The sequence below is a fragment of the Tenacibaculum adriaticum genome (assembly GCF_008124875.1).
Lineage (GTDB): Bacteria > Bacteroidota > Bacteroidia > Flavobacteriales > Flavobacteriaceae > Polaribacter > Polaribacter adriaticus.
Map to the genome: position 1 here is coordinate 141697 of NZ_VNIA01000002.1, position 17915 is coordinate 159611.

Sequence of the window (17915 nt, forward strand, 5' to 3'; positions counted from 1 at the left end):
ATTTTATATTAATCTAACGATTGCATATCTACTAATTTCTTATAAGTTCCATTAATAGCAATTAGAGTTTCATGAGTTCCTTGTTCTACGATTTTTCCTTTTTGCATTACTACAATTAAATCTGCTTTTTGGATGGTAGATAATCGATGGGCAATAACGATTGAAGTTCTATTCATCATCATTTTTTCTAAAGCATCTTGCACCAATTTTTCAGATTCGGTATCTAATGCAGATGTAGCTTCATCTAAAATCATAATTGGAGGATTTTTTAAAACAGCTCGCGCAATACTTAAACGTTGTTTTTGTCCGCCTGATAATTTATTACCACTATCACCAATATTGGTGTTATAACCATTTGGTAATTCTGAAATAAATTCATGAGCATTTGCAATTTTTGCAGCAGCAATTATTTCTTCATCTGTTTTATAAGTTGATCCTAGAGTAATATTATTTTTTACACTATCATTAAATAAAATAGAGTCTTGTGTTACCAATCCTTCTAGTTGTCTTAAAGAGTGTTTTTTAATTGATTTAATATCAATTCCATCAATAGTAATAGCTCCTTTATTAACATCATAAAAACGAGTAATTAAATTTGCGATGGTAGATTTGCCACTTCCAGACTGCCCAACTAGTGCGACCATTTTTCCTTTAGGAATAGATAATGAAAAATCATCTAAAACATAATTGTCTTGGTATTTAAACGAAATGTTTTTAAATTCTATTTCGTTTTCAAACGAAGTTTTATCAATAGCATTTGGTAAATCTTCTAAAGGATTTTTAGTCTCTAAAATTTCTAAAACACGTTCTGCAGCAGCATTTCCTTTTTTAAGACTGTATGAAGCTTTTGAAATAGCTTTAGCAGGAGTTAAAATATTATATGCTAATGCGATATAGGTAATAAACTCTTCGCCAGCCAACGAACCATCTACTAAAACTAAACGACCACCATACCAAAGTAATACAGCTATTACTCCAATTCCTAAAAATTCGCTTGTAGGACTTGCTAAATTAGTTCTGTTTAATAATGAATTTGAAAAATGAAAAAATCGGTTTGTAGAGTTTTCAAATTTGCCTTGAAAATCTTTTTCTGCATTAAAACCTTTAATCACTTTTAAGCCTCCTAAAGTTTCTTCTAGTAAAGAAAGAAAATATCCTTGTTCTTTCTGAACACTATCAGATTTCTTTTTTAAACTTTTACCTATTATAGAAATAGCAAAACCAGAAACAGGAATAAAAACAAAAACAAAAAGCGTGAGCTTAATACTTATTAATAGCATTGCTGTAATGGTAAAAATAATAGTTAGAGGTTCTCTGACTAACATTTCTAAAATTGATAAAAAGGAATGTTGAATTTCTAAAACATCGGTACCAATACGCGCCATAATATCTCCTTTTCTTTTTTCAGAAAAGAAAGAAATGGGTAAGTTGATGGTTTTCTTGTATAAATCGTTTCGAATATCTTTTAGTACTCCATTACGCAAAAAAGTAATGAAATACATCGCTAAATAGTTAAATATATTTTTAAAGAAAAAAGTAAAAATTACTAATCCAACAACAATCATTAAAGCTTTAGATTTGTCTTCTCCAGCAATTTCAGAAACATAATAAGAAACAGAGCCTTTAAAATATTCTATAATCTCAGTAATTCCTTTAAAAACTGGCTTATTAGTATTTACAATAGATCCAGGCTTGAAAATAACCTCTAGCATTGGCATTAACACCAAAAAAGATAAAGTAGAGAATACAGCATATAAAATATTAAAGAAAATATTTAAAATTCCATGCTTTTTATATGGTAAAGCGTATGCAATAATCTTTTTAAAATAATTCACTAAACTCCTAATTGTTTTATGATTCGTTGAATTTTATGATCTAATTTTAATTCTTTGGATGCAACTTCATCAACAGAATTAATTTTCGTTTTTACACTGATGTAAAATTTAATTTTTGGTTCGGTACCACTTGGTCTACAAGCTACTTTTGTGCCTTTTTCTGTTTCATATATCAATACATTAGATTTTGGAATTTCTATAGCAAACTCTTCTCCTGTAAGTATATTTTTTCTAACAGATGATTGGTAGTCATTTAAATAAGTAACTTTTTCACCATCAATTTCAGAAAGTGGATTATTACGAAAATCAACCATCATCTGTTTGATTTCTTTGGCGCCATCCATTCCTTTTTTAACCAAAGCAACTAAGTGCTCTTTGTAAAAACTTTGTTTTACATAAATATCTAGAAGTGCTTTATAAAAAGAACTTCCGTTTGCTTTAGCATCAGCTGCAATTTCACAAGCTAATAAGGTAGAAGAAACAGCATCTTTATCACGAACAAAATCCCCTACCATATAACCAAAACTTTCTTCACCACCACCTATAAACTCTTGTTCTGGATAGTCTTTAATCATCTTAGCTATCCATTTAAATCCTGTTAAACCAACTTTAGTTTCAACATGATAGGCATCTGCAATTTCATTAACCAAATTGGTTGAAACGATAGTAGAACCTATAAATTGTTTTCCGTTTAATTTGCCGTTATCTTTCCATTGTTTAATTAGGAAATCGGTCATTACCGACATGGTTTGATTTCCATTTAACAATTTTATATTTCCTTCTAGGTCACGAACTGCTATTCCTAAACGATCACTGTCTGGGTCAGTACCAATAACAATATCAGCATTCAACTTATTTGCTAAATCAACAGCCATTTTAAGTGCTGCAGGCTCTTCTGGGTTGGGAGATTTTACTGTTGGAAAATCGCCGTTGGGTTCTGCTTGTTCTTCAACAATATGAACTTGAGTATAACCTGCTCGTTTTAAAACTTCTGGAATTAATTTGATAGATGTACCGTGTAACGAAGTAAAAACGATTTTTAAATCTTCTCTTCCTTTAATATCGAATGTTCCGTTTTTAATTGAAGCATCCCAAAAAGCCTCGTCAATTTCACTTCCTATTTCAGAAATTAATTCTTCTTTTTTATTGAAGTTGATGTCGGCAAAATCTAACGAGTTTACTTTATCAATAATACCTTTGTCTTGCGGAGGTACAATTTGCCCCCCATCTGTCCAATATACTTTATATCCGTTATATTCTGGAGGGTTATGAGATGCCGTTAAAACAATACCAGCGTGACAATTTAAATGATTTACAGCGAAGGATAATTCAGGAGTTGGACGTAAATCTTCAAATACATATACTTTGATATTGTTTGCAGAGAACACATCTGCAACTAATTTTGAGAATTCTTTACTATTATGACGACAATCGTAGGCAATAGCAACTTTAATTTCTTGATTAGGATACGATTCATGTAAATAATTACTTAAACCTTGTGTTGCTTTACCTAAGGTATACTTATTAATTCGATTGGTTCCAGCACCCATAATTCCGCGCATTCCGCCTGTACCAAATTCGGTATCTTTATAAAATCTGTCAGCTAAATCTTCTGAATTTGTATCTAATAAATGTTGAACTTCATTACGTGTTTCATTATCAAAAGTAGTAGATAACCATAATTTTGCTTTTCCTAAAATATCTTCCATTTGTACAATTTAAAAGTATGCAAAGATACTAGTTTAAAAATTTAATTTTTCTTTAACGGTATAGTGTTTTTCATGAGAATTACTCTTGATGATAAGCTCTCCCAGAAAGCCAGCTAAAAACAAGAGAGTACCTAAAATCATGGAGGTTAATGCAATGTAAAACCAAGGATTACTTGTAATTAAAATTGTTTTTATACCGCTAACTAAACGGTATATTTTCATGGTTCCTATGTAAAAAGCAGATAAAAACCCGAAGAGAAACATCAAAGAACCCCACAAACCAAAAATATGCATTGGGCGTTTTCCAAATTTTGATAAAAAAGAGATGGTTATTAAATCTAAAAAACCATTAATAAAACGATCCATACCAAATTTGGTAACTCCATACTTTCTTGCTTGATGCTGAACCACTTTTTCACCAATATGATGAAACCCTTCGTTTTTGGCTAAAACAGGAATGTACCTATGCATTTCTCCACTAACTTTTACAGTCTTTACTACTTCATTTTTGTAAGCTTTTAATCCACAATTAAAATCGTGTAACTTTAATCCAGATGTTTTCCTTGCTGCCCAGTTAAAAAGTTTAGAGGGTATGTTTTTGGTTACAACATTATCATATCGTTTCTTTTTCCAGCCAGAAATTAAATCGAAACTATCTTCAGTAATTAACCTATATAATTCAGGAATTTCATTTGGGCTATCTTGTAAATCAGCATCCATGGTTATAACTACGCTACCTTGAGCTAAACCAAAACCAGCATCCAAGGCTTGTGATTTTCCGTAGTTTTTTTGAAAACGAATTCCTTTAACCGATTTGTTTTTTGCAGACAATTCTTCTATAACTTTCCAGGAATTATCGGTACTTCCATCATCAATAAATATGATTTCGTATAAAAATTGATTGGATTGCATAACATTTGCAATCCAATCGTGTAATTCTTGTAAAGATTCATCTTCGTTAAGAAGTGGTATTACTACCGATATATTCATATTCGTTAGTCCAAAAATTAAAAAGGTAAAGTTACAAAGTCTTTCGTAAACTTTATAACTTTACCTTTTTAACTATTATTAATAATAAAACCTTGTATATTGTGTTAAATATCGTTTTGTTTTTAAAACTAATAACAAAAAAGACGTCTAATTTTTTAGACATTTTTTTATTATGTTGAGATTAACAATGAATCCATCTACCTATACCTGCCCACCAAACACCTCCAGCAAATAAACCTGTGGCTCTAGCACAAGCATCTACGTTCGGAATTGGAGCATCACTACCATTAATTTCTTTTTGTTGTTTTTTGTTAAGTTCGAAATTTTTGAATTTATCTATCATCATAATTTAATTTTTATATAAACCAAATGTAATTATTTTATAATTAATTATAATTTTATTAAGAATTTTTAATATTGATTTTCTTCTGTTTTTTTCAAAACGGCGCCTGTTATTAATGAAATTATACCACCAAGAAATAAATTCATTATTAAAATGCCACCAAATAAAGATAAATAAAAGTATTTTCTAGTAGTCTCTTCGCTTTGTTCTATTTGTTCATCTGTCATACCATAACTATCAGCCCAAACAGTTTTTTGAGTTTCTATAGTTTGTTCCATAAAAGCGGGCTCTATTACCAAAGAGAATAAAGCATAATAAACCATTATAATTAGAGTAGCAATAAGTGTAATACCCAAACCAATTTTTATACCACTACCAAAAGAAATAAAACCATTATTATCAGTTTTAAATTTTTTTATTCCAAGAACGATTAATGCAATCATAAGTAATAATCCTAATAAACCAGAATACCATTCTTGTGTATACTGCATTCCTGTTGCATATTTAATTAAAGCTATAAATATTGAAGCTATACCTAGATATAAACCATAGTTTAAAATAATACTTTTACTGTTTGCTTGATTTTCCATTGTAATAAATTTTGATTAGTTGATTAACAAATATATAATTTTTGTTTTATAGATTTTATTTTGAAAAAAATATTAAAAACAATCTATTAGTAGTCAGTATTTTAAAAATGTTACAAAAAAATCATGTAAATTTATTGTTAATGATTAAAAAAATGATTGTAAATTTGCACCGGGCAAGTCCTACACAACCAGCTCCCTTTGAATCCCCCAGGGCGGGAACGCAGCAAGGGTATTAGGTCGTAGCGGTGTGATGTAGGTAGCTTGCCTTTTTTTATGCTCAAAAATTACTTTCTCGGGTGATATTTTTCTACTACTTCTTGTAAATAACTTTTATCTAAATGCACATAAATTTCTGTGGTAGTGATACTTTCATGGCCTAATAATTGTTGGATAATACGTAAATCGGCTCCGTTTTGTAATAAGTGCGTAGCGAAGGAATGACGAAGTGTATGAGGTCCTATTTTCTTTTTTAAATTGATTTTTGTTGCTAATTCTTTTAAAACGATGAAAATCATTTGTCGCGTTAAGCGTTTTCCTCTTCGGTTTAAAAAAATGATATCTTCATCCTCTTTATAAGGTTTTACAAGATTTCTAATTGAATTAATATAATAATTCAAAAAATTGATTGTAGTATAATGAATAGGTACGAATCGAAATTTATCACCTTTTCCAAGTACTCGAATGTAACCTTCGTCTAAAAATAAATCTGAGAGTTGTAAATTAATGAGTTCGCTAACACGTAACCCACATGCATACAACATTTCTATAATAATCTTATTACGTTCACCTTGCGGATGACTTAAATCAATCGCGTTAATAAGTTGATCAATTTCAAATTTAGAAAGCGTATCGGGTAATTTTCGTCCAATTTTTGGAGTTTCAATTAAGTCTAAAGGATTTTGAACTCGATAATCTTCAAAAATTAAGTAATCAAAAAAGCTTCGTAGACCAGAAATAATGCGGGCTTGACTTCTCGGACTTATTTCTTTAGCAATCTCATAAATAAATTGTTGAATAATATATTTTTGAATAGCAACAGGTGTTACTGAAATATTATTTTCCTCTAAAAAAAACAATAGTTTATCTATATCTCTACTATAGCTATCAATAGAGTTTTTAGATAAACCACGTTCAATTTGCAGGTATAGTTTATAATCGTTTGTAGCTTGCTCCCAGTTCAAATCTTTTTCTGTAAAATTAAAGAATGTATAATAGTTTATTTTTAAAAAAGTAGCTTTTTTAAAAGTAACTATTTTAATGTGTTGATATATAATGTGTTGTTTGTTTTATGTTAAAATAAATATAAAAATTCTTTTTTTTTCGAACAATAAATATATTTTTGATGACTTAAAATTAAATAATTTATTATGAAAAAACTATTATTAAGTATTGCTATGGTTGCATTTGGTTTAACAGCAAATGCACAAGAAGTTAAATTTGGGGCAAAAGCGGGTTTAAACATTGCAAATGTATCAGGAGATGTAGAAAACAACGATGCTAGAACTTCATTTCATGTTGGAGGTGTAGCAGAGATTAAAATTTCTGATAAATTTTCTCTTCAACCAGAATTAGTGTATTCAGCTCAAGGATTAACTTCAGAATTAGAGGAAACCTTTGATGATGGGACGAATGTAGTGACCATTAAAGCTGATGGTACTTTAAAGTTAGACTATTTAAATGTACCTGTAATTGCTAAATATTATGTAGCTGAAGGTTTAAGTTTAGAAGCGGGACCTCAAATAGGATTTTTATTATCTGCTAAACAAAAAGTTGAATTTGAAGGTGAATCAGACGAACAAGATGTTAAAGATAATTTTTCAAGTATAGACTTCGGTTTAAATTTTGGAGCTGGATATAAGTTAGAAAATGGTTTAAATTTTGGAGCTAGATATAATTTAGGCCTTACTAATGTGCTTGATACAGAAGGAGATGAAAGTGTTAAAAACGGAGTGTTTCAAATCTCTGTAGGATACTTCTTTTAAGTATATAAAAGGAAATAAAAATAGAAAAGGGCGCAATACTGCGCCCTTTTTTATACTTATAATTTGAATAATTATTTTATATCTTAGCCGTAAATTTGTCATATAAAAATGAAAAAAATATTATTATTGACTTTCTTGAATATTTCAATACAAGTTACTTCACAACAACAATTTAATATTGGAATTAACGGAGGAATTACCATTGGAAATATAGAGCCAGTATCTAAAATGGCTTTTGGAGGAGATATTAATTATTTATTTGATATTTCTGATGAATTTGTTGTTGGACCTTCGTTAGGTTTAGTATTTTTTAGTTCAAAAGAAGCAAATGGAGAAAAATCAGATGCTAAAATGTATTTACCAATTAGCACAGCTATTCGTTTTAACTCTAACGAAGATGTTTTTTATGTAGGAGCAGATCTTGGTTTTGCTGTAGGTCTTTCACCAGAAGGAGATAATGGGGGTGTTTTTTTTAAACCTTTAGTTGGTTATAAAATTAATCAAGCTTTTAAAGTCAATTTATTCTATGCAGGAATAAAGAAAAGAAAACCTACTTATGCTTTTATAGGTTTAGGTTTGGTATATGATTTTAATGCTGGTAAAGACGATTTTTATTTTTACTAGTTTATTAATAATATAGCTTAAGAGGCTTATTTGCACTTTTTTTAATTTAGAAGATGAAACTTATAATAATTAACGGCCCCAATTTAAACTTATTAGGTAAAAGAGAACCTGAGATTTACGGAGCAAGTTCTTTTGAAACTTATTTTGAAACTTTAAAAAACACGTTTCAAAATGTTACTTTATCTTATTATCAATCTAATATAGAAGGAGAAATTATAGATAAATTACACGAAGTAGGCTTTGATTATGATGGTGTTATCTTAAATGCAGCAGCATATACTCATACTTCTGTTGGAATAGGAGATGCAGTAAAAGCAATAGAATCTCCAGTGATTGAAGTTCATATTTCTAATGTTCATTCTCGTGAAGAATTTAGACATACAAGTTTCATAGCTCCGAATGCAAAAGGTGTTATTAGCGGTTTTGGATTACAAAGTTACGATTTAGCTATCCAAAGTTTTTTGTAAATAAATATACCGAATAACCAATAAAACAAAGACTTCTACTAAATATACTGAAAATAGCTGCATTTTACTTAACCAAATAATCGGTATTATAGCTAAAAGCATTAGTAAAAACAAAATGTATTTTTTTATCCATTTTGGAGGATTCTTTTTCAGCAAGAAAAAAGAAACAATCAGATTGGGAGCAAAAGCCCACAGGAAGTTAAAATTATTAGGAGCTGTAGAATGATTGGTAAAAAACCAAAGAAACATAATAAGTAATCCTATAACACCTGTTATAAAGAATAACATGAAATCAAACCATTTAGTCCGTTGAAGTTTTTTATAATCATTATAGGTTGTAAAAATTCCAATTATCAATAAGATAGAAAATGCTAAAAGAGGACTAAAAGCATCACTTTTAGCTTGTTTTTCTTCAAAATCTAACAACGTTTGTGTTCTTTTTACCAAAGGAACTTCTTCAGTTTCTCTTTTTATTTTAGATACTTCTAAAGCTTTAAATACATAATCAGGTAAATACATATATTCTTCGGCGGTAGCGACTTTATCTAATTTACTTCCTAATGCAACATTTATACCAAAACTTCCCCATGTATTTGGATTAATTTCTATGTTCATTAATTGACGTAGAGATGTATCAGAAGTTATAAAATCACTAGAAATAGTTAGTTTATCTCCTAATACTTTTTTAATAATATCTCGAGGTCTTGTGGCGCAATTATCGTAAAAAGGATCGTATAAATAGCTAGCATTTTCTGGTTCTGCATTGTGTTGTAAAAAAGTAAAGAAGTTATTTTTTTCTTCTGAAGTTAAGTTTAACACTTGCTGTTTCATCCATCGTTTATCTTCATTGGCACTTCGTAAGGCATAATAAAAATCATAACGTGCTAATTTGTATTTCATGAATCCTTTGGTAAAATTCAGATAAAAATTAGGTGCGTCAAAATCGAAAATTCCGTAGTTGTAAATTAAATCTAAGCTTAAAACAGGATCTTTAACTCTAATTGCTGTATGTCCAAATTTCTCATATAAATTATCTCCAGGACCAGAGGTGACTACACTAATTTCTGAATATATAGAAAGTTGCATGTTTTGTGAAAATCCGAAAGAAGAAATAAATAAATAAAAGGAGATTAGTATTTTTTTTAGCATAATTATCTGTAAAAACTATAATCAAATTTAATAGAAAAAATGTTAGAATATAAAGCGTTACCAACGCTTCCAATATTAGTTAAAGCGTAATCAATTTGTATTCCTTTATATTTAAAGCCTACACCAAAATTAGGTTGGACGGATAAAGATTTACTGCCATCAAACTCGGTTGTATTTTGAAAATTACCAATACCAGCTCTTAAAAAGGCAATGTTATCATAATCTAATTGAAAACCAATAGCAGGGTCTATACTGACAAAACTGGTAGAAATAACATCATTTGTTTCTGCAAAACGCATGTTTAAGTCAAATTCTGATAAAAGATTAAAATAACGACCAATTACAAAACTTCTAGCAATACCAAATTGAACTTTTGGTTTTGTTATTTCTGTAGTTTCTGGTAATTCTTGATTTTGATCAGGAATTGCATTTTTTATTTTTTCAAATTCAGCTTCATCTATAACCCAAGTATTAAAGGTTGTGGTAATGTCTCGAACCATTAAGCCTAATTTCCAATCGTTCTTGTTGAATTGTATTCCGGCATCAAAACCAAATCCCCAAGAAGAAGCAAAACCCCCTATAATTCTACGAACAATTTTTGCGTTGGCACCAAAATGGAATCCATCTAAAACCATTTTACGTGCATAAGCGATGTTAAAGGCATAATCTGCATTAGAGAAGAGGCTAATACGACTGTAATCTATATTTCCCTCACTATCAATTAATTCGGTTGTGTTTAAAATATCATCAACACCAAATCGAATAAGTGATAATCCAACAGCACTTTCTTTGTCAATAGGCATTGCAAAAGCAGTAAAATTATAGGTTGCAATACCTGCAAAATAGGAGGCATGCATTAACGAACCTTGATAATCTTTAATATTTACCAAACCTGCTGGATTCCAATAAGCAGAATTCACATCGTTACTTGATGCAACTACTGCTTTACTCATTCCTAAAGCTGCAGCATCTACTCCAATATTTAAAAACTCGTTCGAATAGTTTCTAAATTGTGCAATTGCAGTTAAAGGAAGTAAAAAGGCTATATAAAAAAAGTGTTTTTTCAAATTGATGATTTCAAGGGTTACAAATATCTTAAATCCAATTAAAATAACTAGGTATTTAACAGCTTATTGTTAGCTAAGGTATTATGTTAAGCTTTTTATTGATAAAATTAACAATTTGATGTTCAACCCAACGATTTTCACCTGTAAATGAGGAAATAAAACCAACATGCCCTCCATAATTTGGCATCATAAAGTGAAAAGTATCAGAATTTTCAGCTTCTTTAATAGGGAAACATTGTTTAGATAAAAAACTGTCATCCTTAGCATTAATTAATAATGATTTGTGTTTTATTTTAGGAATATAAGGTTTACAACTTGCTCGTTCCCAATAATCTTCCGAACTTTTAAATCCAAATACAGGTACAGTAAATTGTTTTTCGATATGTCGAAATTTAGTTGCTTTGAGTAAAAGTTCTTTGTTTAATTTAAAATCAGGATGTTTTTTTGCTTTTTCGAGAAGTTTTAATTTCATGGTTCGCAGAAACTCATTCATGTAAACTTTATTTTTAATTTTTCCCAGTTCTGCTTGAGACGATGTTAAATCTACAGGAACAGAAACTGCAATCCCGCCTTTAACTTTCAAGGGAATATTGTCGTACTCTCCTAAATATTTTAATGTCATATTTCCTCCAAGGCTAAAACCGCAAACAATTATATTTTCATAATTGTAATTTTCGGTTAAATAATTAACAATAAAGTCTACATCGTCCGTTTTTCCACTATGATAGGTTTTAAGTAGTAAATTATCTTCACCACTACAACCTCTTAAATTCATACAAGCAGCGTCGAATCCATTCAAATTTAATTCATTTGAAGTGGTTACCATATAGTTAGATAAGGAACTTCCTTCTAAGCCATGAATAAGTAAAACAATTGTATTAGATCCTACAATAGAGAAATCTAAATCGATAAAATCGGTATCCCAAGTTAAAATACGTTTCCGTTTATAGTTCGCTTTGTCCTTCATAAATAAAGGTCTATAGACGGTATTAAAATGAGCGTTTTTAAAAGGTAGCGTAGGAGTAAAGTTTGAATTTAATATTGGCATTTTTTATAACTAATTAAGTGAAAGTAGTAAAAAAAACAATCAATTTTATATTTTCGTAAAAAATCTAAAAACGATGAACATTAAAAGGCATATTCCGAATTTATTAACTTTAGGAAATTTGTTTTGTGGAACTTTAGCTATCATTTTTGCTATTAAAGGAGATTATACATTTACTGCCCTATTGGTTGCTACAGGTATAGTTTTTGATTTTTTTGATGGATTTGTTGCAAGGATATTAAATGTGCAAGGAGAATTAGGAAAGCAATTAGATAGTTTGGCAGATATGGTTACTAGTGGAGTTGTTCCTGGTATTGTTATGCTGCAGCTTTTAGTAAATGCTTTTGATACGGATGCAGTTGGTTATTTTGGTATTGATAAATACGGAGCTACAGGAAGTAATTATCCGTATATAGGATTATTATTAACACTTTTTGCATGTTACCGATTAGCAAAGTTTAATATTGATGAGCGTCAATCAGACAGTTTTATAGGTTTGCCAACACCAGCGATGAGTTTATTTGTAGTGTCCCTACCTTTAATTGCTGAATTTGCGTCACAATCACTTTTTGTAGATTTGGTTCAGAATAAGTTTTTCTTAATTACTGTAACCATTTTATTAAGTATTTTAATGGTGTCAGAATTACCTCTGTTTTCGTTAAAATTTAAAACTTTTTCTTTTAAAAAGAATGCTATAAAGTACTTGTTTCTATTAGTTTCTTTTATTTTATTATTGCTATTAAAATTTGTAGCAATACCCCTAATAATTTTATTGTATGTATTGCTTTCAGTATTCAGCAATATGGTAAAAAAATAATGATTTTAAAAAAAAGAAGAAGTTTAAAACTTCTTCTTTTTTAACTCAAAATCTTTTCCTAAATATACACGACGTACAGTTTCATCTGCAGCGAGTTCTTCTGGAGTTCCTTCCTTTAGAATTCCGCCATTATACATTAAGTAGGTACGATCTGTAATAGCAAGTGTAGCTTGTACATCGTGATCGGTAATTAAAATTCCGATGTTTTTATTCTTTAGTTGAGCAACAATTCCTTGAATATCTTCCACGGCAATTGGATCAACTCCAGCAAAAGGTTCATCTAATAAAATAAATTTAGGATCTGAAGCTAAACAACGTGCAATTTCGGTACGGCGACGCTCTCCACCAGAAAGTAAATCGCCACGATTTTTACGTACATGCCCAAGACTAAACTCTTCAATTAATTCTTCTAAACGTTTTTTTCTTTCAGTTTTGGTTCTATCTGTAAATTCTAAAACCGACATGATATTATCTTCCACAGAAAGTTTTCTAAAAACAGATGCTTCTTGTGCTAAGTATCCAATTCCTTTTTGAGCACGTTTGTACATAGCATCTTCGGTAATCTCTTCATCTTCTAAAAAAATATTTCCTCCATTGGGTTTAATCATTCCTACAATCATATAAAAAGAAGTTGTCTTACCAGCACCATTCGGACCTAATAAACCTATGATTTCACCTTGTTCTACCTGTAAAGAAATACCTTTCACAACTTTTCTATTTCCGTAAACTTTTTGAATGTTATCTGCTCTTAATATCATTATTATAAATATGGAATTGTATATTTTTATTGTGTAAAAGTAACGAATGCTTTAAAGCAATAATCTTAAAACAGTCTTAAGGTTTAAACTCCGTTTTCTAAAGCTTCCCAAAACTCAACAGCTCTTCTTAAATGAGGTATTACAATCGTACCTCCAACTAAGGTTGCAATCGACATGGTTTCCATCATTTCTTCTTTAGTGATTCCGTTTTTATAGGCTGTTTCTAAATGATAAGCAATACAATCATCACAACGCAATACAGCAGAGGCAACTAAACCTAATAATTCTTTGGTTTTAACAGGTAAATGTCCTTCGGAATACGCATTGGTATCTAAATTGAAAATTCGTTTGATTACTTTGTTATCTGATGATAAAATTTTCTCGTTCATTTTAGAACGGTACTCATTAAACTCTTGGACTTTTTTCGACATTTTTATTTTGTTTGTTTATAACATATTTTGAAACGTGAATTCCTATTTCGTATAAAAACATAATAGGAACCGCTACAATTACTTGACTAGCAACATCTGGAGGCGTAATAATTGCTGATAAAATTAAGACTAACACTAAAGCGTGTTTACGGTATTTTCGTAAAAATTCAGGAGAGATTAAACCTATTTTTGATAAAAAATAAATAACAACTGGTAATTCAAAAAAAACAGCAACTCCTAATAAAGTGTTAGTAATTAAGCTAATATATGCATCTAGTTTGAAGTTATTTTGAACAGCGTCTGAAATTTTAAAATTGTAAAAGAAATAGACAGACATCGGTATTATGACAAAATAGCTAAATAGAATACCTAAAAAGAATAAGAAAGATGCTGTAAATATAAACCCCCTAGATTTTTTTCGTTCATTAACGTGTAAACCAGGAGCTATAAATCGCCACATTTCCCAAAGTACATAAGGAAATGCGATTATGAAACCTAGAATCAATGAAGACCAAATAGCTGTCATTAATTGCTGTGTAGGATTTAAACTCTGTAAGGTTTGACTAAATTGGATGTTACAAAAACTACTATCTATTCCTATAGAAGAAAACACTTTACAAAAGAACTGATAGGTAGAAAAGTCAGGTTTTAAATGCGCTAATAAAATAGTATCAAAAATGTAGTTAATATTAAAAAAAACCAAAATAGCTACTACAAAAATCGCGATAAAACTTCTGACCAAATGCCATCTTAATTCTTCAAGGTGGTCGAGAAACGACATTTCTTTTTCTGCCATCTTAAAATATTCCTTCTTTAATTAAATCATGTAAATGTACTACACCTACATAGCTTTTAGTTTTATTTGTAACCAATATTTGTGTAATACTGTTGTTTTCTAAAGTATCTAAGGCATCAACTGCCATAGCATCAACATCAATCGTTTTTGGGTTCTTGCTCATTATCTCTGCAGCAGTTAACTCATCAATTTTAGTTGTTTTACTTAACATTCGGCGAATATCACCATCGGTTATAATACCAACTATTTTATTGTCTTTATCAACCACCGCAGTAACACCCAAACGTTTTTCAGATATTTCAATAATTACTTTGGTTACTTTATCTGTTGCGATAACCTTAGGTTGTTCGTTATTTTTTATTAAGTCTGAAACGCGTAAATACAAACGCTTTCCAAGTGCACCGCCTGGATGATATTTTGCAAAATCTTTACTTGTAAAACCTTTCAATTCTAATAAGCAAACAGCTAAAGCATCTCCCATTACTAGTTGTGCAGTTGTACTTGTTGTTGGTGCTAAATTATTTGGGCAAGCTTCTTTTTCAACATAGGTGTTTAAGACAAAATCGGCATTTTTTCCAAGAAAAGAATCTGGATTTCCAGTAATTGCAATAATCTTATTTTTGTAATTTTTAATTAAAGGAGCTAAAACTTTAATTTCAGGGGTGTTTCCGCTTTTAGAAATACAAATTACGACATCATTTTCTTGTACGTTACCTAAATCTCCATGAATAGCATCTCCAGCGTGCATAAAAACAGCTGGTGTACCAGTAGAATTAAAAGTAGCTACTATTTTAGTTGCAATGTTAGCGCTTTTACCAATTCCTGTAACAATTACTCTTCCGTTGGCACTTAATATAAACTTAACAGCTTCTACAAATGAATTGTCTAATAAATTGGCTAAATTAGCTATAGATTTACTTTCTAATAGGATGGTTTCTTTGGCTAAAGCCAATATAGAACTTGTTTCTTTCAAGTTTAATTGATTTTCTAATTAAAGTGTAAAAATAGTAATATTTTATGTATCGGTACTTTTTGCAAAAAGAAAGTTTAATTCATTTTTTTATTTATAATTTTTTGTAAATTAGTTCACTTTTAAAAACCTTGACAATAGATGATGAGTAAAGAAAAGGACTTATATGGTGCTTTAAAAAAGTTTTTTGGTTTTAACCAATTTAAAGGGCTTCAGGAAGACGTAGTTAGAAGTATTTTAAATAACGAAAATACCTTTGTTATAATGCCCACAGGAGGAGGAAAATCATTATGTTATCAGCTTCCTGCTTTAATGAAAGAAGGAACAGCAATAGTAGTTTCTCCGTTAATTGCCTTAATGAAAAATCAAGTAGATGCAATTCGAGGTATTTCTGAAAATCACGGAATTGCACACGTATTGAATTCTTCCTTAAACAAATCAGAAGTAAATCAGGTAATGGAAGATATTAGGTCTGGAGTTACTAAATTACTTTATGTGGCGCCTGAATCACTTATTAAAGAAGAGTATGCCTCTTTTTTAAAAGAGCAAAATATTTCTTTTGTTGCTATTGATGAAGCTCATTGTATTTCAGAATGGGGTCATGATTTTAGACCAGAATATCGTAATCTTCGAAATATAATTAAACAAATAGATAATGTTCCTGTAATTGGTTTGACAGCAACAGCGACCGAGAAAGTACAGGAAGATATTCTAAAAACATTAGGAATGAGTGATGCTAATGTGTATAAAGCATCGTTTAATAGACCTAATTTATTCTATGAAGTACGACCAAAAACAAAGGAAGTAGAAAAAGACATTATTCGATTTGTTAAACAACACATAGGTAAATCGGGTATTATATATTGTTTAAGTAGAAAAAAGGTAGAAGAAATTGCTCAAATTTTACAAGTTAATGGTATAAATGCTGTCCCTTATCATGCTGGTTTAGATGCAAAAACAAGAGTAAAACATCAAGATATGTTTTTGATGGAAGATTGTGAAGTCGTAGTAGCAACGATTGCTTTTGGAATGGGAATTGATAAGCCAGATGTTCGTTATGTAATACATCATGATATACCAAAAAGCTTAGAAAGTTATTATCAAGAAACAGGACGAGCAGGAAGAGATGGAGGAGAAGGTCACTGTTTAACATTCTATTCATATAAAGATATAGAAAAGTTAGAAAAATTCATGGCTAATAAACCTGTTGCAGAGCAAGAGGTTGGGCATGCATTATTACAAGAAGTTGTTGGTTATGCAGAAACATCTATGAATCGCCGTAAATATTTACTTCATTATTTTGGAGAAGAATTTGACGAAGTAAATGGTGAAGGAGCAGACATGGATGATAATATGCGTAATCCTAAAAAGAAACACGAAGCTAAAGAAGATGTTTTAATTTTATTATCTGTTATCCGAGATACTAATGAAATGTATAAAGCAAAGGAGATTGTAAATACAATTATAGGTAAGGAAAACGCATTATTAAATTCACATAAAACAAATGAACAAAAGTTTTTTGGAATTGGTAAAGAAAAAGGGAGTCATTACTGGATGGCCTTAATACGTCAAATTTTAGTGGTTAATCTTATTCGAAAAGAAATAGAACAATATGGGGTTATAAAATTAACTTCAGACGGAAGAAAATTCATGGAAAAACCTACATCTTTTATGATGACTGAAGACCATGTATATACTACAGCTGATGATGGTACTATAATAACTAACCAAAAATCTAATGGAGGAGGCGTAGATGAAAAATTGGTAGTAATGCTAAAAGATTTACGTAAACAAGTAGGTAAAAAACAAGGTGTTCCGCCGTTTGCAGTTTTTCAAGATCCATCGATAGATGATATGGCTTTAAAATACCCAATTACTCTAGAAGAATTGTCTAAGGTTCATGGAGTAGGAGAAGGTAAAGCAAATAAATATGGTAAAGATTTTGTTAAATTAATCACGACATATGTTGAAGAAAACGACATTATGCGTCCAGATGATTTAATCGTAAAAAGTACAGGCGTAAATTCTGGGTTAAAACTTTATATTATTCAAAACACGGATAGAAAACTTCCGTTGGATGATATTGCTAAATCAAAAGGTTTAGAAATGGCTGAATTAATTAAAGAAATGGAGGCGATTGTGTACTCAGGAACAAAATTGAATATTGATTATGCAGTAGATGACATGTTAGATGAAGATCAGCAAGAAGAAATTCATGATTATTTTATGGAAGCTGAAAGTGATGGTATTCAGGAAGCTTTAGATGAATTTGAAGGAGATTACGATGATGATGAACTACGTTTAATGCGCATAAAATTTACAAGTGAAATAGCTAATTAAAG

General features: G+C 30.1%; 18 protein-coding genes and 1 other RNA gene. 6 read left to right on the forward strand and 13 right to left on the reverse strand.

All coding sequences use genetic code 11. From position 1 onward, the window contains the following. Positions 1-8: 8 nt before the first annotated feature. From C7447_RS06100 to C7447_RS06115, 5 genes are all read right to left on the reverse strand, one after another. The gene (locus tag C7447_RS06100; protein WP_148869634.1) at positions 9-1835 is read right to left on the reverse strand and encodes an ABC transporter ATP-binding protein; all 1827 of its coding nucleotides are present in this window, start codon (positions 1833-1835) and stop codon (positions 9-11) included. Continuing rightward, positions 1835-3544, reverse strand: a complete 1710-nt coding sequence (locus C7447_RS06105; RefSeq protein WP_148869635.1) for a phospho-sugar mutase — start codon at positions 3542-3544, stop codon at positions 1835-1837. The genes C7447_RS06100 and C7447_RS06105 overlap by 1 nt, the downstream gene beginning before the upstream one ends. A gap of 33 nt (positions 3545-3577) precedes the next feature. Further along, entirely contained in the window at positions 3578-4534 is a 957-nt protein-coding gene (locus C7447_RS06110) for a glycosyltransferase family 2 protein (protein WP_148869636.1), read from the reverse strand. A gap of 181 nt (positions 4535-4715) precedes the next feature. Further along, positions 4716-4880 (reverse strand): hypothetical protein, encoded by a 165-nt coding sequence (locus C7447_RS14770; protein ID WP_170245932.1) that lies wholly within the window; start codon positions 4878-4880, stop codon positions 4716-4718. Positions 4881-4945: 65 nt separating this feature from the next. Next, entirely contained in the window at positions 4946-5467 is a 522-nt protein-coding gene (locus C7447_RS06115) for a DUF4199 domain-containing protein (RefSeq protein WP_148869637.1), read from the reverse strand. Between the two features lie 171 nt (positions 5468-5638). Here C7447_RS06115 and ffs point away from each other — a divergent pair. Further along, positions 5639-5737, forward strand: an RNA gene (gene ffs, locus C7447_RS06120) — signal recognition particle sRNA small type. Between the two features lie 14 nt (positions 5738-5751). Here the strand turns inward: ffs and xerD are convergent. Further along, positions 5752-6648 (reverse strand): site-specific tyrosine recombinase XerD, encoded by an 897-nt coding sequence (gene xerD / locus C7447_RS06125; protein WP_148869638.1) that lies wholly within the window; start codon positions 6646-6648, stop codon positions 5752-5754. A 186-nt stretch (positions 6649-6834) separates the two neighbouring features. Here xerD and C7447_RS06130 point away from each other — a divergent pair, with 186 nt between their 5' ends. The 3 genes from C7447_RS06130 to aroQ all read left to right on the forward strand — a co-directional run bounded on the left by C7447_RS06130 (position 6835) and on the right by aroQ (position 8540). Beyond that, positions 6835-7449 carry a porin family protein gene (locus C7447_RS06130; protein WP_148869639.1) on the forward strand — a complete coding sequence of 205 codons (615 nt, stop codon included), beginning with the start codon at positions 6835-6837 and terminating at the stop codon, positions 7447-7449. Positions 7450-7557: 108 nt separating this feature from the next. After that, positions 7558-8073 carry a hypothetical protein gene (locus C7447_RS06135; protein ID WP_148869640.1) on the forward strand — a complete coding sequence of 172 codons (516 nt, stop codon included), beginning with the start codon at positions 7558-7560 and terminating at the stop codon, positions 8071-8073. 53 nt (positions 8074-8126) lie between these two features. Continuing rightward, entirely contained in the window at positions 8127-8540 is a 414-nt protein-coding gene (gene aroQ / locus C7447_RS06140; protein ID WP_148869641.1) for a type II 3-dehydroquinate dehydratase, read from the forward strand. Here the strand turns inward: aroQ and C7447_RS06145 are convergent. The 3 genes from C7447_RS06145 to C7447_RS06155 all read right to left on the reverse strand — a co-directional run bounded on the left by C7447_RS06145 (position 8517) and on the right by C7447_RS06155 (position 11804). Next, entirely contained in the window at positions 8517-9626 is a 1110-nt protein-coding gene (locus C7447_RS06145; protein WP_246143029.1) for an Lnb N-terminal periplasmic domain-containing protein, read from the reverse strand. The two genes, aroQ and C7447_RS06145, sit on opposite strands and share 24 nt — an antisense overlap. Positions 9627-9691: 65 nt before the next feature. Beyond that, entirely contained in the window at positions 9692-10756 is a 1065-nt protein-coding gene (locus C7447_RS06150; protein WP_246143030.1) for a putative type IX sorting system protein PorV2, read from the reverse strand. A gap of 73 nt (positions 10757-10829) precedes the next feature. Beyond that, complete coding sequence (locus tag C7447_RS06155) at positions 10830-11804, reverse strand: YheT family hydrolase (protein WP_148869643.1); 975 nt, start codon at positions 11802-11804, stop codon at positions 10830-10832. A gap of 73 nt (positions 11805-11877) precedes the next feature. Between C7447_RS06155 and C7447_RS06160 the strand changes: the two genes are divergently transcribed. Continuing rightward, positions 11878-12618 carry a CDP-alcohol phosphatidyltransferase family protein gene (locus tag C7447_RS06160; protein ID WP_211354902.1) on the forward strand — a complete coding sequence of 247 codons (741 nt, stop codon included), beginning with the start codon at positions 11878-11880 and terminating at the stop codon, positions 12616-12618. A gap of 23 nt (positions 12619-12641) precedes the next feature. On the opposite strand, the gene lptB is transcribed toward C7447_RS06160, so the two are convergent. From lptB to C7447_RS06180, 4 genes are all read right to left on the reverse strand, one after another. Further along, positions 12642-13376, reverse strand: coding sequence for an LPS export ABC transporter ATP-binding protein (gene lptB, locus C7447_RS06165; protein ID WP_148869644.1), 735 nt, complete (start codon positions 13374-13376; stop codon positions 12642-12644). A gap of 83 nt (positions 13377-13459) precedes the next feature. Continuing rightward, positions 13460-13807, reverse strand: a complete 348-nt coding sequence (locus C7447_RS06170; RefSeq protein WP_148869645.1) for a carboxymuconolactone decarboxylase family protein — start codon at positions 13805-13807, stop codon at positions 13460-13462. Beyond that, positions 13782-14603, reverse strand: coding sequence for a twin-arginine translocase subunit TatC (gene tatC / locus C7447_RS06175; protein ID WP_148869646.1), 822 nt, complete (start codon positions 14601-14603; stop codon positions 13782-13784). The genes C7447_RS06170 and tatC overlap by 26 nt, the downstream gene beginning before the upstream one ends. Before the next feature lies 1 nt (position 14604). Beyond that, positions 14605-15576, reverse strand: a complete 972-nt coding sequence (locus tag C7447_RS06180; protein WP_148869647.1) for a KpsF/GutQ family sugar-phosphate isomerase — start codon at positions 15574-15576, stop codon at positions 14605-14607. Positions 15577-15714: 138 nt separating this feature from the next. Here C7447_RS06180 and recQ point away from each other — a divergent pair, with 138 nt between their 5' ends. Beyond that, the gene (gene recQ / locus C7447_RS06185; protein WP_148869648.1) at positions 15715-17913 is read left to right on the forward strand and encodes a DNA helicase RecQ; all 2199 of its coding nucleotides are present in this window, start codon (positions 15715-15717) and stop codon (positions 17911-17913) included. Positions 17914-17915: the final 2 nt, after the last annotated feature.

Coding starts and splice junctions, on each gene's coding strand:
- C7447_RS06105 (WP_148869635.1), bottom strand. CDS start 3,544: ATGGAAGATATTTTAGGAAAAGCAAAATTATGGTTATCTACTACTTTT.
- C7447_RS06110 (WP_148869636.1), bottom strand. CDS start 4,534: ATGAATATATCGGTAGTAATACCACTTCTTAACGAAGATGAATCTTTA.
- C7447_RS14770 (WP_170245932.1), bottom strand. CDS start 4,880: ATGATGATAGATAAATTCAAAAATTTCGAACTTAACAAAAAACAACAA.
- C7447_RS06115 (WP_148869637.1), bottom strand. CDS start 5,467: ATGGAAAATCAAGCAAACAGTAAAAGTATTATTTTAAACTATGGTTTA.
- C7447_RS06130 (WP_148869639.1), top strand. CDS start 6,835: ATGAAAAAACTATTATTAAGTATTGCTATGGTTGCATTTGGTTTAACA.
- C7447_RS06135 (WP_148869640.1), top strand. CDS start 7,558: ATGAAAAAAATATTATTATTGACTTTCTTGAATATTTCAATACAAGTT.
- aroQ (WP_148869641.1), top strand. CDS start 8,127: ATGAAACTTATAATAATTAACGGCCCCAATTTAAACTTATTAGGTAAA.
- C7447_RS06145 (WP_246143029.1), bottom strand. CDS start 9,626: ATGCAACTTTCTATATATTCAGAAATTAGTGTAGTCACCTCTGGTCCT.
- C7447_RS06155 (WP_148869643.1), bottom strand. CDS start 11,804: ATGCCAATATTAAATTCAAACTTTACTCCTACGCTACCTTTTAAAAAC.
- C7447_RS06160 (WP_211354902.1), top strand. CDS start 11,878: ATGAACATTAAAAGGCATATTCCGAATTTATTAACTTTAGGAAATTTG.
- lptB (WP_148869644.1), bottom strand. CDS start 13,376: ATGATATTAAGAGCAGATAACATTCAAAAAGTTTACGGAAATAGAAAA.
- C7447_RS06170 (WP_148869645.1), bottom strand. CDS start 13,807: ATGTCGAAAAAAGTCCAAGAGTTTAATGAGTACCGTTCTAAAATGAAC.
- tatC (WP_148869646.1), bottom strand. CDS start 14,603: ATGGCAGAAAAAGAAATGTCGTTTCTCGACCACCTTGAAGAATTAAGA.
- recQ (WP_148869648.1), top strand. CDS start 15,715: ATGATGAGTAAAGAAAAGGACTTATATGGTGCTTTAAAAAAGTTTTTT.